General features: G+C 70.9%; 13 protein-coding genes. 6 read left to right on the top strand and 7 right to left on the bottom strand.

The features are described from left to right. The first annotated feature begins 112 nt into the window (after positions 1 to 112). Together CHC09_RS40560 and CHC09_RS40555 are read left to right on the top strand one after the other, a co-directional pair. Complete coding sequence (locus CHC09_RS40560) at positions 113 to 946, top strand: metallophosphoesterase family protein (RefSeq protein WP_089298587.1); 834 nt, start codon at positions 113 to 115, stop codon at positions 944 to 946. Next, entirely contained in the window at positions 943 to 1611 is a 669-nt protein-coding gene (locus CHC09_RS40555; RefSeq protein WP_089298586.1) for a 4'-phosphopantetheinyl transferase family protein, read from the top strand. Before CHC09_RS40560 ends, CHC09_RS40555 begins: the two co-directional genes overlap by 4 nt. On the opposite strand, the gene CHC09_RS40550 is transcribed toward CHC09_RS40555, so the two are convergent. Further along, positions 1589 to 2539 (bottom strand): polyprenyl synthetase family protein, encoded by a 951-nt coding sequence (locus CHC09_RS40550; RefSeq protein ID WP_089298585.1) that lies wholly within the window; start codon positions 2537 to 2539, stop codon positions 1589 to 1591. The two genes, CHC09_RS40555 and CHC09_RS40550, sit on opposite strands and share 23 nt — an antisense overlap. Positions 2540 to 2753: 214 nt before the next feature. Between CHC09_RS40550 and CHC09_RS40545 the strand changes: the two genes are divergently transcribed. Continuing rightward, a complete protein-coding gene (locus CHC09_RS40545) occupies positions 2754 to 3452 on the top strand; it encodes a YdcF family protein (RefSeq protein ID WP_373872015.1) in 699 nt (232 codons plus the stop codon). A gap of 23 nt (positions 3453 to 3475) precedes the next feature. Here CHC09_RS40545 and CHC09_RS40540 read toward each other — a convergent pair whose 3' ends face one another. Together CHC09_RS40540 and CHC09_RS40535 are read right to left on the bottom strand one after the other, a co-directional pair. Next, the gene (locus CHC09_RS40540) at positions 3476 to 3982 is read right to left on the bottom strand and encodes a DnaJ family domain-containing protein (protein WP_089298583.1); all 507 of its coding nucleotides are present in this window, start codon (positions 3980 to 3982) and stop codon (positions 3476 to 3478) included. Between the two features lie 104 nt (positions 3983 to 4086). Then, positions 4087 to 4953, bottom strand: coding sequence for a carbohydrate-binding protein (locus CHC09_RS40535; protein WP_089298582.1), 867 nt, complete (start codon positions 4951 to 4953; stop codon positions 4087 to 4089). Positions 4954 to 5303: 350 nt separating this feature from the next. Here CHC09_RS40535 and CHC09_RS40530 point away from each other — a divergent pair, with 350 nt between their 5' ends. Together CHC09_RS40530 and CHC09_RS40525 are read left to right on the top strand one after the other, a co-directional pair. Then, on the top strand, positions 5304 to 6377 hold the full coding sequence (locus CHC09_RS40530) for a hypothetical protein (protein WP_089298581.1): 1074 nt from the start codon (positions 5304 to 5306) through the stop codon (positions 6375 to 6377). 24 nt (positions 6378 to 6401) lie between these two features. Continuing rightward, positions 6402 to 7703 carry a hypothetical protein gene (locus CHC09_RS40525; RefSeq protein WP_143232855.1) on the top strand — a complete coding sequence of 434 codons (1302 nt, stop codon included), beginning with the start codon at positions 6402 to 6404 and terminating at the stop codon, positions 7701 to 7703. Here the strand turns inward: CHC09_RS40525 and CHC09_RS40520 are convergent. From CHC09_RS40520 to CHC09_RS40505, 4 genes are read right to left on the bottom strand one after another with little or no spacing between them, the layout of a single operon-like run. Continuing rightward, positions 7698 to 8021 (bottom strand): winged helix-turn-helix domain-containing protein, encoded by a 324-nt coding sequence (locus CHC09_RS40520; protein WP_089298579.1) that lies wholly within the window; start codon positions 8019 to 8021, stop codon positions 7698 to 7700. The genes CHC09_RS40525 and CHC09_RS40520 overlap by 6 nt on opposite strands. Next, the gene (locus CHC09_RS40515) at positions 8018 to 8698 is read right to left on the bottom strand and encodes a hypothetical protein (protein ID WP_089298578.1); all 681 of its coding nucleotides are present in this window, start codon (positions 8696 to 8698) and stop codon (positions 8018 to 8020) included. Before CHC09_RS40515 ends, CHC09_RS40520 begins: the two co-directional genes overlap by 4 nt. Then, positions 8688 to 9104 carry a hypothetical protein gene (locus CHC09_RS40510; protein WP_143232854.1) on the bottom strand — a complete coding sequence of 139 codons (417 nt, stop codon included), beginning with the start codon at positions 9102 to 9104 and terminating at the stop codon, positions 8688 to 8690. The genes CHC09_RS40515 and CHC09_RS40510 overlap by 11 nt, the downstream gene beginning before the upstream one ends. Before the next feature lie 52 nt (positions 9105 to 9156). Beyond that, entirely contained in the window at positions 9157 to 10179 is a 1023-nt protein-coding gene (locus CHC09_RS40505; protein WP_089298576.1) for a hypothetical protein, read from the bottom strand. A gap of 133 nt (positions 10180 to 10312) precedes the next feature. Between CHC09_RS40505 and CHC09_RS40500 the strand changes: the two genes are divergently transcribed. After that, positions 10313 to 12487, top strand: a complete 2175-nt coding sequence (locus tag CHC09_RS40500; protein WP_143232853.1) for a hypothetical protein — start codon at positions 10313 to 10315, stop codon at positions 12485 to 12487. Positions 12488 to 12532 lie beyond the last annotated feature (45 nt).

The raw sequence follows: 12532 nt of genomic DNA, 5'->3' as shown, positions 1-12532 counted from the left end.
TCGATGTCCGTATCAGCGGTCCGACTGTCGCAACGGCCCGGACCGGGCGACAACCCCTATCGGCCCGGACGCCCCCGGGACGGCGGGAGATCGACGGTGGAACAATTCCGGTGTGCCAGCCTCACTTTTCGCCGTCAGCGATCTGCACGTGGCCTATGAGGAGAACCGCCGGATCGCCGAGGCGATCCGGCCGGAGTCCGACGACGACTGGCTGATCGTGGCCGGAGACGTCGGCGAGAAGTTCGCCGACGTCGAGGCGACGCTCCGCCTGCTGCGCGGCCGATTCCGCCGGGTGGTCTGGGCGCCGGGCAATCACGAGCTGTGGACCCATCCGGGCGATCCGGTACGGCTGCGTGGGGTGGAGCGCTACGAGGCTCTCGTACGGATGTGTCGTGAGCTCGGGGTGGATACGCCCGAGGACGAGTATCCGATCTGGCCGGGACCGGACGGCCCCGTGGTGGTGGCACCGGTCTTCGCGCTCTACGACTACTCGTTCCGGGTCGCCGGCGCGGACACCAAGGAGGAGTCGCTGCGGCTGGCGTACGACGCCGGGGTGGTGTGCACGGACGAGTCGCTGCTGCACCCCGACCCGTACCCGAACCGGGAATCCTGGTGCTGGGCGCGCGTCGCCGAGACCGAGGCCCGGCTGGCCGCGATCGACCCGGCGTTGCCCACCGTCCTGATCAGTCACTGGCCGCTGGTGCGGCAGCCGACCGATGTGCTGTGGTACCCGGAGTTCGCCCAGTGGTGCGGCACCGAGCGGACGGCGGACTGGCACACCCGGTTCCGGGCGGTCACCGTGGTCTACGGCCACCTGCACATCCCGCGCTCGACGGCCTACGACGGTGTGCCCTTCGAGGAGGTTTCGCTGGGCTATCCGCGGGAGTGGAAACGCCGCTCGGAGGCCCCCGCACCGGTACGCCGCATCCTGGGCGGCTCCCGATGATCGACAAGCTGCTGCCGCCGGCGGTACGGGCCGTGCAGGCGTACGGCGACGTACCCGACGAGCCGCCGTACCCGGGCGAGGCCGACCTGATCGCCTTGGCGGTCGAGGGCCGGCGCCGGGAGTTCATCACCACCCGGCGTTGCGCCCGGCAGGCGCTGGGTCTGCTCGGCCTGCCGCCCGCACCGATCCGGCCGGGCCCGAAACGGGAGCCGGTGTGGCCGGCCGGTGTGGTCGGCAGCCTGACGCACTGCACCGGGTACCGGGCCGCGGCGGTCGCGCGGGCCACGGACGTGTCGTCGGTGGGGATCGACGCCGAACCGCACGCGCCGCTGCCGGAGGGCGTGCTGGACTCGGTCGTCGCTCCCGGGGACGCCGAGACCCTGCGCCGGGTCACCGCGAGGGACCCGGCGACACACTGGGACCGGCTGTTGTTCAGCGCGAAGGAGTCGGTCTACAAGGCCTGGTTCCCGCTGACCCGGCGGTGGCTCGGCTTCGAGGACGCGTGCCTGGAGATCGATCCGGTCGCCCGGACGTTCACCGCGCACCTGCTGATCGCCGGTGACCGGCTGGACGGCTCGCCACCGCTCACCGAACTGCGCGGGTCCTTTCTGGTCGCCCGCGGCCTGGTGGTGACCGCCGTGGTCAGCGGACCGCCGGAACGGTAGCCCGCTGGACGGAGGTGCACAGCATGGTGGCTCGTTCAAACAGTTCACCAGGGAGTACGGCGAGCCCCGGCCGGGCGGGCAACTCGCACAGGCTCTCCTCGGCAGCCGTCGCGTAGCCCCGTGCGTACCGGAGGACCTCGGTGAGGATTCCGCCCTCACGGGCCAGGTCACGCGCCGCGTCGAGTTCCCCGCTGTCGAGCGCCTCGGTGAACGCGGTGCCGTAGCGGCGCGCGGCGAGCAGGGCCGGCAGCGTGTAAACCCCGTTGGCCAGGTCCTGGCCGACCGGTTTGCCGGCCTCCGCCGCGGTGGCGCACAGGTCGATCAGGTCGTCGACGATCTGGAAGAGCATGCCGAGGGAGCGGCCGAAGCGGGCGGCCGGGCCGGCCGGGTCGCCGGCCAGCACAGCGCCGATCGAGCAGGCGGCGCTCAGCAGTGCGGCGGTCTTGCCGGACAGGATCTCCAGGTGCTCGTCCACGTCGATGAACCGGCCCTGCGCGTCGACCTCGCCGGCCTGTCCGCGGCACATCTCCGCGTATGCCCGCAGGCCGTCGGTGGCACAACGTGGATCCACCTCGCCGAGGGCCGCGATCGACTCCGCCACGAGCAGGTCTCCGGCCACGATCGCCATGCCCGCGCCATGGGTGACGTGCACCGAGCGAACCCCGCCCCGCTGCGGTGCCTCGTCCATCAGATCGTCGTGGACCAGGGAGCTGATGTGCAGCAGTTCCACCGCGGCCGCGCAGCTGATCGCGGCCCGGTCGCGGCGCTCACCGGCCATGGCGAGCAGCAGGGCCGGGCGTAGCCGCTTGGCCGGGCGGCGCAGTACCGGCAGCAGCACGGGGCGCAGCACGGGGCCCGATCCCTGGACGGCTTCCTCGATGCGGCGCTGGAGCAGTTCGGCAGACCGTATGTCGAGGCCGATTTCCATGCCGTTCCCCTTCCTGTCGGACCCGCGGAGAATTCCCTAAAGAGGTGCACGCACGTCAATACGTCCGGTAACGTAGCGAAATCCCGGCACCCCGACGACCCCTTAGTTATCCACTGTCGGATCCCGGATGAGCCCCTTCATCTGAGAACGACACCCGTCGCGGGCGTTACGCTGGGCCGCTCCACCCATCCGAAGCCGGAGAGTGAGCCACTCGGTGAAGTTCGACATCGCGACCCCACGGATCCTCGGCACCGAGGAACTGGTCGGCCTGCCGCCGGACCGGCTTCTGGACGTGGTGACCTCGGTGACGACGATCCTGTCACTGCCGCATTCGGCGGCCGGCCGCGTCGAGGCCCTCGCCATTCCGGTCGGCCAGGGTGAGGAATGGCGCCTGACCGAGGCGATTCAGCGGTGGGAGACGAATCCGCGGCTGCGTCACCTCCTGGTGGCGAACGGCAACCCGGCCGAGCAGACCTATGTCGACGTCACCCTCGACTACCTGCGGGGCCTGGGCCTGCGCCGAGTCGACGGGGTGCTCGTCCAGCGGGAAACCGCGCCCAACACCGGTTTGCAGGCGGCGTGGATCGTGCGGCAGATCCGGGAGTACGGGATCGGCAGCCTCGCGGTCACCGTTTCCGCCTATCACTTGCCGCGGGTTTTTCTGACCGTCCTACGGGAACTCGACCGGAACGGCATTCGTATACCCCTGATCCCCGTCCCGGTGGCCGTTGCTCCGGACGTGCCCGTGCCGGAAACCGGGGCGACTTCCTACGACCTGATTCCGGGCGAGACAAAACGCATCCTCGCGTACCTGGACAAGGGCTGGGTCGCCACGCCGAATGATCTGAGGCGGTACCTGAACTGGCTGTGGAACAACCACCAGGCCCTCTTGCAGGACCAATCGGCCGGATAGCGAAAGCGGCCTTGGCGTCGGGGTCAGCCGGCGGCGTGCCGGCGCTGGGTGAAGCGGTTCCACCAGGCGGATCGCTGACTCGGTGTGGTGTGGCGCGCGTCCGCGGAAGGTTCGGCCTCGACCGGTTCCGATCCCGGGCGGGACGCCTGCCAGCGGGCTACGACCGCCTCGGCGTCCAGTCGCCGAGCGATCAGGGCGCCGTCGGCGGGGAGTCGCCACGACTGTTCGACACGCTGGTTGAGGTCGTCGACCACAGCGCGGACCCGGTCCTCGGCCGTCAGCGCCCGGACGGCGTCGTCGATCTCGTCGGCCTCCTTGCGCAGCCGTAACGGCAGCGGAAGCGAGACGTCCGCTGTCACTTCCTGGCGTCGCAGGTAGTCGCGGAACCACCAGTCCTCGTCGTCGCCGGTGGGCGGCAGTGCCTTACCGACGCCGGGCAGGCCGTCGAAGTCGCCGCGGTCCACGGCGTCGCCGATCTGCTGCTCCACCCATGACTCGAAACTCATCCCGATCGGCTTGCGCTCGGTCATCGCAACCCCGTCCCCCGGACGCCACCATTGCGTACAAAAGTAGCGCCGTCCGGGCCGGCCGGCACCCTGGCGCGGGCCCGGTAACCGCGGCTACCTGGAGATCTTCAACGTGCCACGTCGATGCGGTCGAAGTCTGGCGCGTCCTCGTGGTCGTTACGCAACTCGATGGTGTTCGCCCCGTCCTTCAACGGGATCCGCAGGGTCAGGACGCCCACGGTGTACCAGTCGACGGTGGCGGGGAAGGTGAGGTTCTCCAGGAAGAGACGACCGTTGACCAGTACGGTCGCCTGTCGCGGCTCACCCGAGATGTACCGGATCTGGACGTTGTAGGTGTCGGAGCCGGGAACCGTCAGCCCCGTGAAGCGCAGGAAGTTGTCCTCACCGTCGCCGACGAACCGCACGAGGTAGCCGCCGGAGGCGTCGTCACGCGGCATCGACCGGGCCTTGCCCGCGATCACGTTGTCATGGGACTCCGCCTCGAAGTACTCCTGGAACGGCGCGGGTCGCGCGGTCCCGGTGTTCCGGGTGGGCGAGGGTCGCGATGCCGGCGACCGGGAAGCGCCGGCGTGCGAGGCCGAGCTCTGGGACGGGGACGGCGAGGGGGCGGCGGGGGTCGCGGGCGGCGGAGCGTCCGTGGCGGGCAGCTCGGTCAGCGACCCCTGGGCCACCGCCGGGGATTCGGATCGGGAGGTGACGGTGACCAGCAGGCCGGCCACCCCGAGGACGGCGGTCACGGCCGCGGCACCGGCGACCACACCTCTCCGCTGCGCCAGGGCCAACGCCCGGCGCCGCGCGGCTCGCGTACCCAGCCGGCTGACGGCCCACTGACCGAGCGCCTCCCTGGGCGCGAGAGCGGGCTGTGCGGAATCGGTCACGGGATCCTTCGTCGCCGGATCCGTGGCGCTGACCGGCGGAACCCATCCACCGACGCGCAGCGTGCTGGTGGACAGCTCCTGGTCATCCTCTGGCATGAGCTTGACCGTCCTCTATCGATGATCCGCCGAGACTAGCCCCGGCCCGTTTCGGGAACGACCGCCCTTTCGGATGATCTTGATGTGACCGATGGACCGAGATCGACATGACCATTCGGTGGAATAAGCCCAGTACAGCCGTCAGCGAGCGGATCGAGCTCCAACGCTCGGCCAGGCCCGCTGGAACATGTTCTGACAGGACGCAACACGACCGATCAACACGATCACCATCGGTCAACTCGCTCGGCAGTTTGACCTCTAACACGCAAGATCCCGCGTACGCCGGAGTCTGGCGGGGTCGATGCCGCGCCCGTAGCATTCGCGACCATGATCAACAGTTCGGGCGGCGAATGGCCGGCCTGACGCACGACAGCGGCGACGGCGGGCAGGAGCAGCCGTCGGCCGAGGTCACGCTGGTACGTCCGTTGTTCGTGCTGACCCCGCCGACGACGGCCCGGCACGCTGTCCGCCGGCGCGCCCCCGAAAGGCGGGCCCCGCGCGGCTGGGCCGGGCTGGTCGCGACGACCGGGTCCAGGTCCGTCGGCGGTGCACCGGATCCGCCGGCCTCCGGCCGGATCACGGGCCGACGCGGAAACGACCGCTCCCGGCGCCGGATCACCGTCCTCGCCGCCGGCACGGCCACCGCGGCTGTGGTCGTCGCCGGCCTGGCCCTGGTGGTCCTCGGACCCGGCGACGGCCGGACGGCGGAGCACACCGCCAACCAGCCCGGCCCCGCGATCGACCAGGCGCTCACCGACCCCACGACGCCCGCCGGCGTGGCATCGGCGCAACCCAGCGACCCTGGCACATCGCCGTCCGCCACCGTCGGCGGTGGGGAGCCGGCTCCTTCACCGAGCAGGATTCCGGTGCGATCCACGTCCACCCGTACGACCTCGTCACCCCGCGCCGCCGCGTTCACGGCGGTCGCCGGCGAGAGTTGTCCCGAGAGCAGCGAGCAGGGCACTCGCATCAGCGGCTTTCACAGCGACTGGTACACCCGGTCCAGCGGCGGGTGGCGCTCGGACGGCTGCGGCGGGCGGGTCGTGGCCGTGCCGATGAGCGGCTCGACCACCCGGGACGACCCGGACAACGTCATCGTGTGGTGGTTCCGCACGGGAGCCGTCCGGTCCGGTGACTGCTCGGTCGGCGTCTACGTCCCCGACACCGGCAACCCGAAGGACGCCGCCGGTAAACCGGCGCACTACCTGGTGCGCGCCGGCACCGACACCGACGGCGACGTGATCGGCCAGTTCGACGTCAACCAGTCCGCGAACCAGGGGCGCTGGGTCGACGCCGGTTCGTACGGCGTGACCACCGGCGAGCTGTCCATCCAGATGGTGACCCGGGGTATCGACTTCGGCAGCGGCCGCGACGGCGACCACCTCGGCGTCTCCGCGCTGCGGGTCAGCTGCCAGGCCCACTGACGACAGGTGGAGAAGGACAGACCGGTGCCCGAACGCACACCCGCCCCGACGATCCGCCCGTACGGATCGATGCTCCTGATCGTCGACACCGACGCCGGGACGGATCTGCCGCAGCTGCCGCAGCTACCGAGCGACCCCCAGGTGACCACGGTCTTCGTCGACCTCACGTCGCCGCCGGAGATCCCGCTGCTGCGGGCGCTGCTCAACCCGGCGCTGGCGCCCGGGTGCGGCGCCGTACGGCTCGTGCTGCCCGGGGCGGCTGCGCCCGGGCCGGACGGCTGGTGCCTCGCCCGGCGCCTCGCCCAGTCGCTGGGCCTGCCCGTGATCGCGCCGGACGGGCCGGTGGTCGCCCTGCCCGACATGCTGTTCGTGGCCGGTGGAACCTGGTGGACCTTCCGTCCCGGAGCGGCGCCCCACGCCGAGGGGCCACGACACCCGGCCCCCGCGTGGCAGCGCACCCTCGCCCGGCCGCTGCCCGCGGAACCGGCGCTGCGGGTGACGCCCATCCCGGCCGGCCTCTGGCTGCACGCCGGAGACGAGGCCACCGCTCCCGACGACCCGGCCTTCGCGGTGCCGGTCCATCCCGCGATGGTGACCCTGGTGATCGGCCGGCCCGGGGACGAGGCCCTCGACGCGCGGGCCGTGACCCGCTACGTCAAGCAGTTCGCGCCCACCGTCGGCGAGGAGATCACCCTCATCCCGTACGGGCCGGACGGGCGGATCGTCGACGATCTCGCCGCGCGCCTGCCCGGCGACGACCTCTCGGCCGTCCACGTCGACGCGGGCATGCCCGGCGTCCAGTCGGACGGGGTCAGGGTGCGCACCGTTGTGGACGGCGCCGGCCGCCCGGCGTGGCGTCCCCCGGCGCAGCGGCTGCGGTACCAGCCCGGCGACGCCCCTCGCCTGCTGGAGTGGCGGGCACCGCTGCCGGACCGGACGACGGTGTCGGTCGGTGCGCAGCGGATCGCCGAGAATTGGCTGGTCGAGGCGGTACGGTGCGGCCTGTGGGTGCGCCGCGACCACGAGACCGACGACGCCGTGCGCCGGGTTCCCGCCGACCCCGACCGGTTGTTGCTGGTGGTCGGTTCGCCGTCGGCTCCGCCTCCGCCGGAGGTGTGGCCGGGGGTACGGTGGCTGCTCGACTCGCTGCACGCGCAGGAGCTGGAGCGGACCCGGCTGGTGCTGCCCGTGGGCACCCCTCAACCGTTCGGGTTCCCGCCCGCGTGGAGCCTCTCCCCGGACGCGAACGTGCTGGCCGTACCGCTGGCGGAGGCAACGGAGCCGGAGCGGGGCGAGCATGCGCGGGCGCCCGGCGGGTCGTCATGACGTGCCCGGCTCCACCCGTGCGATGAGCTGCTTCAGGCGGGTGATCTCGTCGGCGAGCGCGGTGCCGCCGGCCGGGGTGAGCGTGATCCAGGTGCGGCCGCGCTTTCCCTCGTACCCCTTCTCGATCTCGATCAGCCCGGCCTCCTCCAGCACACTCAGGTGCTTGGAGAGGTTGCCGGCGGTCAGGTCGAGCTGAGCGCGCAGATATCCGAACTCGACCCGGCGGGCCTCGTGGACGATGGCGAGGATTCCCAGCCGTACGCGCTGGTGCACCACCTCGTCGAGCCCGTTCGCCGGGTGGCCGGCCTCGGCGGTCACCGCTGCCGCCGGCCGGCCAGCGCGAACCCGATCGCGCCGAGCAGCAGCACGGTGCCGTTGATGATCTGCTGCGGCAGGAACATCGTGCGTTCCTGGCCGTGCCAGTGCCAGCCGAAGTCGACCGGCACGAGCGCCACCACCAGGTAGCCGAGGGTGAACAGCAGCAGCCCGAGGTTGCGTTCGAGGCGGGCCAGCACCAGCAGCGCCACGCCGATCAGGCCCCACGGCGCGACCAGCCGGTCCAGGAGCATCACCCAGTCCGGGAACGGGTGATCCACCACGTGGTGCGCCAGGTATCCCCGCATCCCGATCCAGGCGGCGAGGAACAGCACGGTCAGCCCGGCGCCGGTGAAGGCGAACGGCAGCACCCGGGCGCCCAGCCCCCGTGACCGGGCGACGCGGATGTAGCAGAAGGCGATCACCGCGTACGCCAGCAGCAGCACCGGCGGCCAGTAGAAGAGCACGCCCTTCCGGTCGAACCTGCACAGGCCGCCGCCGGTGCAGTCGAGCTTGAGGAACAGGTAGTCGAACGGGATCCCGATGAGGGTCGCCGCGGCGAGCACGGACAGCGCGAGCCAGGTCACGCGCTGGTCGACCCGCACCCGGCGGGTGAGATCACGCATCTCCGTCAGCAGCCGGCGAGCATCCCCACCGGCGGGCACCGATTCAGTGGTCATGCAAACAGGTTTCCACAGCAAACCTATTTGCGCTAGTCCAGATCAGCTCCCCGTCCGTGTCTTTCGTGTTCGCGAACTCACGGACGACCAGCGAGAAACACGCGACGAAGCTGTCCCCCGAGAGGACGAAGACGCGGACCCTCCCCGCCGACGACCGCCCGGCCACCCCGATGAAGGAGAGCACCTCCGACCGCAACGGCTCGTCGGCATCGGTCACCGTCAGCGAGTTGTACCCGGACTTCAGCTTGACGGCCATCACCCCGAAGAACTTCAGGCTGGTCACCCGCCCCGAGGCGGCCACACTGCGGATCTCGAGCTCCGAGTGACCGATGACGTAACGCCGGGGCTGGAACCGTCCGGACAGCTCCAGCAAGGCGCCGGCGCCACCTGGGGAATCGTCGTTCAAAGGGAGGGTCCTCCAGTCTTTCCCGTTCCGGCAGAACGCCGGCTGAGCGGGGTCACAGCGCCGGCGTCACCCGCACGACCGGGGTCTGCCCGCTGCTCCCGGTCAGGAAGTCCGCGTACCCGGTCACCCTGACCCGGAAGAAGCCGGTGCGCTGCGCCGGCGTCGTGGTGCGGAAGGTGCCGTCCGCGGCGAGCTGAACATCGTTGTATCCGAAGGGGCAGCCGGTGTCGTCGCATCCGCTCTCGACCCAGAGGCCGGTCTGCTCCGGCACCGCGGTCCAGCCGTTCACCCCGAGCCGCTCGACCTTGCCGGTGAGGGTGACCGGGTCACCGGCCTTGACGCGGCGCTTGTCCGCCTGGACCCGGACCCGGGTCTGCTGCGGGACCACCGTGACGGCGTACTCGGTGTTGCCACCGCCGCGGGTCTGCGGGAAGCCGCTGTCGTAGAAGAACTCCATGGTGTTGAGCAGTCCGGACATCGTGAACGTGCGGGTGAAGGTGCCGTCCGAAGCCGTGACGATCGGGTCGCCCGCGTTCTGGTGGACCCAGTGGCCGACGAGCGCACCACCGAGCGGACGGACCTCACCGGTGCCGGGCCAGCGCCCCCGCAGGACGCCGCTGACGGTCACCTCCCGGTGGTCCAGGTCGATCGTCGAGCGATCCGCGCTGAGGTCGTCGACGGTCGCGACGATCTGGTAGCCGTAGAGCGTGTCACCGGCGCGGCCGATCGTGCCGTCCGCGGCGGTGATCGTGACGTTGGCGTCGTACCTGCCGGGTTCCATCACGACGGGCGCCGAGGTCACGTAGCGGGCCCGGCCCGCGATCTGCTCCTCCTCCAGCACGAAGTCGTCGGCCGTCGCGACGACCGCCGAGGTCTCCGGGTCGACGAAGTCCGCGTGGACGGACGCGATCGGGTCGGCGGTGTCGACGCTGACGTGGATGACGCCCGGGTTCGGGTCACCGGTGCTGATGATGATCGCACCGAATTCGGCGGCCTGCGCGATCGCGGGCAGACCTCCGACGAACAGTGCGGTCGCCAGCAGAGTCGCCGCGGCGGTACGCCATTGCCTCATCATTCCCACTCCCCCGTGTGTGGACTACGCGGGTCACGATATCGACATCCATCGACCATCGCAGTCCGCCGTGCCAGTTGCCCGCTGGCACGAATTCCCTACGCTGAGTGTCCACTGAGTACGGGACGGGGTGTCGATGCGGTACCGGCAACTGCTGCGCTCGCTTCTGAACGGGGATGTCCTCCTACGCCTGGCCGCGGTGGTGCTGGCCGTGATCATTCTGGGCCGTGCCCTGCTGTCCGGCTCGTCCGGCTGGTGGGCCGTCGTGGTCGTGGTGGCGGCCGCCGTAACGCTGTGGGGCGTCCTGTGGATCGTCGGCCGGGTGCGCGACCTGATGTCCCGGCCCGCCACCGAGGCGCCGGCCACCGGCCTCGCATCGTTTCTCGCCGGCCGCTCCCGATCACGGCAGGTGGCGGTGCTCGCCCTGCTGGTGCTGATCGTGCACGCCGCGATCACCGGCTACGTCGGGGTGAGCACCATCGCGGTCGCGATCGTGCTGGCCGTCGTCGCCACCATGCTGACCGCCGACATCAAGCTCGTCGCATTGCTCGGTGGCATCGCGGCGTTCTTCGCACTGGCCACCGTCTTCGTCGCCGACATCTTCTCGGGCAGCTCCGAGGCGCGGGCGCTGGGCATCTCGGTGGCCGCCATCGTGCTGCCCATCGTCATCTCGGACAAGCTGGTCGGGCTCGTCAAGCAACCGGCCCTGACCACCACCCACCACGCCGTGCTCGCCGTACTGACGCTGGTCCTCAGCTTTCTCGGCTGGACCCGCGCCCAATGGCTGCCGGGCGTGCTCAACAACTGCTACACGCTGCCCACCTCGACCGGCGTCACCACGCTCCGGGCCACCGCGGACGGCCGTTGCTACGGCCTGCTCGACACCGCCGACGCCGGCGTCTTCGCGACCTCGGCCTTCGGCCGGGACCCGGTCACCACCGCGCTGCAACGACGCATCCTGGACAGCAACAGGTCGCTGAACCGCGGTGACCTGACCGTCGTGTGGCTGGGTGCGCTCTCCTGCGAGCCGCTCAAGACCGATCCGGCGCGCTGCGCCGACGGCCGCGACTACCCCTCCGAGCGCGACCAGTTGCGTGCCTTCCTGTACGCCCAGTCGCACCTCGAGGCGACGACCGACCACCGGGTGCACGTGGTCATCGCCGACGCCGGCCAGGACGTCGCGCACGCCGACGACGTCGCCTCCATGATCATCCATAGGCGGCCGGCCCTGGGGGACCGGCTGGTCGTGATCGGCGGCGGCGACAGCCGGGACATCACCCAGCGCGCGATCAACCGGCTGCTCGACGCCGGGATCCCGGTCATCGCGCCGAACCTGCTCGCCGACCTGGGCGCACCCGACCACCCGTTCGTGGACCGGCCCGGCTACCTCCAGCTGGCCCCGCCCAACTACGCCTATGCCGAGGACGCGGTACGGCGGCTCGCCCAGGCCTATCCGAAGGGTTTCCGGCTGGACGTCTACCAGCAGCCCAGCCCGACCGACCAGTACACCACCTCACTGGTCAACGATCTGCTCGGCGCCGTCCGCCAGCAGCCGCCCGCGACCGCGCGGCACCTGACCTCCATCGACCGGATCGACGACTCGATCTGCGAGTCCGACAAGGGCAGGCCACCGGCGGTGCTCTACTTCGCCGACCGGTGGACCCGCTTCGCGGAGTTCGTGCAGCGGGTCAACGAGGTGTGCGGGCACTCGCGCCCCCGGCTGGTGATCGCCGACGTGTCGGTGAGCCGCTTCATGGCGAACTATCAGCTGAGGGCGGTCAGCACCGCGGACTGGGCGGTCAACTACAACGTCAGCGGGCCCGGTTGCGCCGATCTCACCGCGGAGGCGTACCGGACCCTGGCCCATGAGATCGAGAAACAGGGCGATCTCGTACGACTGAAGGGCCCCTTCGCCTGCGCCGACCGCGCACCCGGCGCGGTGAACGGGCTGCTGAGGGACGCCTGTCCACTCGATGCGGCCGCGAAACTCACCAGCCAGCCCTGCCGCGCGAACGACCTGGGCACCTACCTGATCCCGGCGTGGGACGCGGTGCGGCTGGCCGATGCCCTGCTGCCCGCCGAGCCCGCCGGCGAGAACCAGCTGACCAGCCTTAACCTGCCGAAGTTCGTGCTCTCGACCGGCGACGTCGCCACGGTGGAGGCCGGCAAGCTGCGGGATCCCGCCATCGACGTACGCATGTGGCACGGCAACCCGCTGAACGACCCGAGCACCATCTGGGAGCTGCCGACGCCCGCGCTGCGGCTTCCCGGCGATCCCGCGCCCGGCAGTCCCAGCTCGAACGGAGACTGACCGGCCCTTCCCTCGCCGGCGCACTGGACCTGTCTAATCGCCTTG

Source organism: Actinoplanes regularis, assembly GCF_900188005.1.
GTDB classification, from domain to species: domain Bacteria; phylum Actinomycetota; class Actinomycetes; order Mycobacteriales; family Micromonosporaceae; genus Actinoplanes; species Actinoplanes regularis.
This window is presented reverse-complemented; position numbering and strand designations above follow the sequence as displayed.

Coding starts and splice junctions, on each gene's coding strand:
- CHC09_RS40555 (WP_089298586.1), top strand. CDS start 943: ATGATCGACAAGCTGCTGCCGCCGGCGGTACGGGCCGTGCAGGCGTAC.
- CHC09_RS40550 (WP_089298585.1), bottom strand. CDS start 2,539: ATGGAAATCGGCCTCGACATACGGTCTGCCGAACTGCTCCAGCGCCGC.
- CHC09_RS40540 (WP_089298583.1), bottom strand. CDS start 3,982: ATGACCGAGCGCAAGCCGATCGGGATGAGTTTCGAGTCATGGGTGGAG.
- CHC09_RS40535 (WP_089298582.1), bottom strand. CDS start 4,953: ATGCCAGAGGATGACCAGGAGCTGTCCACCAGCACGCTGCGCGTCGGT.
- CHC09_RS40530 (WP_089298581.1), top strand. CDS start 5,304: ATGGCCGGCCTGACGCACGACAGCGGCGACGGCGGGCAGGAGCAGCCG.
- CHC09_RS40515 (WP_089298578.1), bottom strand. CDS start 8,698: ATGACCACTGAATCGGTGCCCGCCGGTGGGGATGCTCGCCGGCTGCTG.
- CHC09_RS40505 (WP_089298576.1), bottom strand. CDS start 10,179: ATGATGAGGCAATGGCGTACCGCCGCGGCGACTCTGCTGGCGACCGCA.
- CHC09_RS40500 (WP_143232853.1), top strand. CDS start 10,313: ATGCGGTACCGGCAACTGCTGCGCTCGCTTCTGAACGGGGATGTCCTC.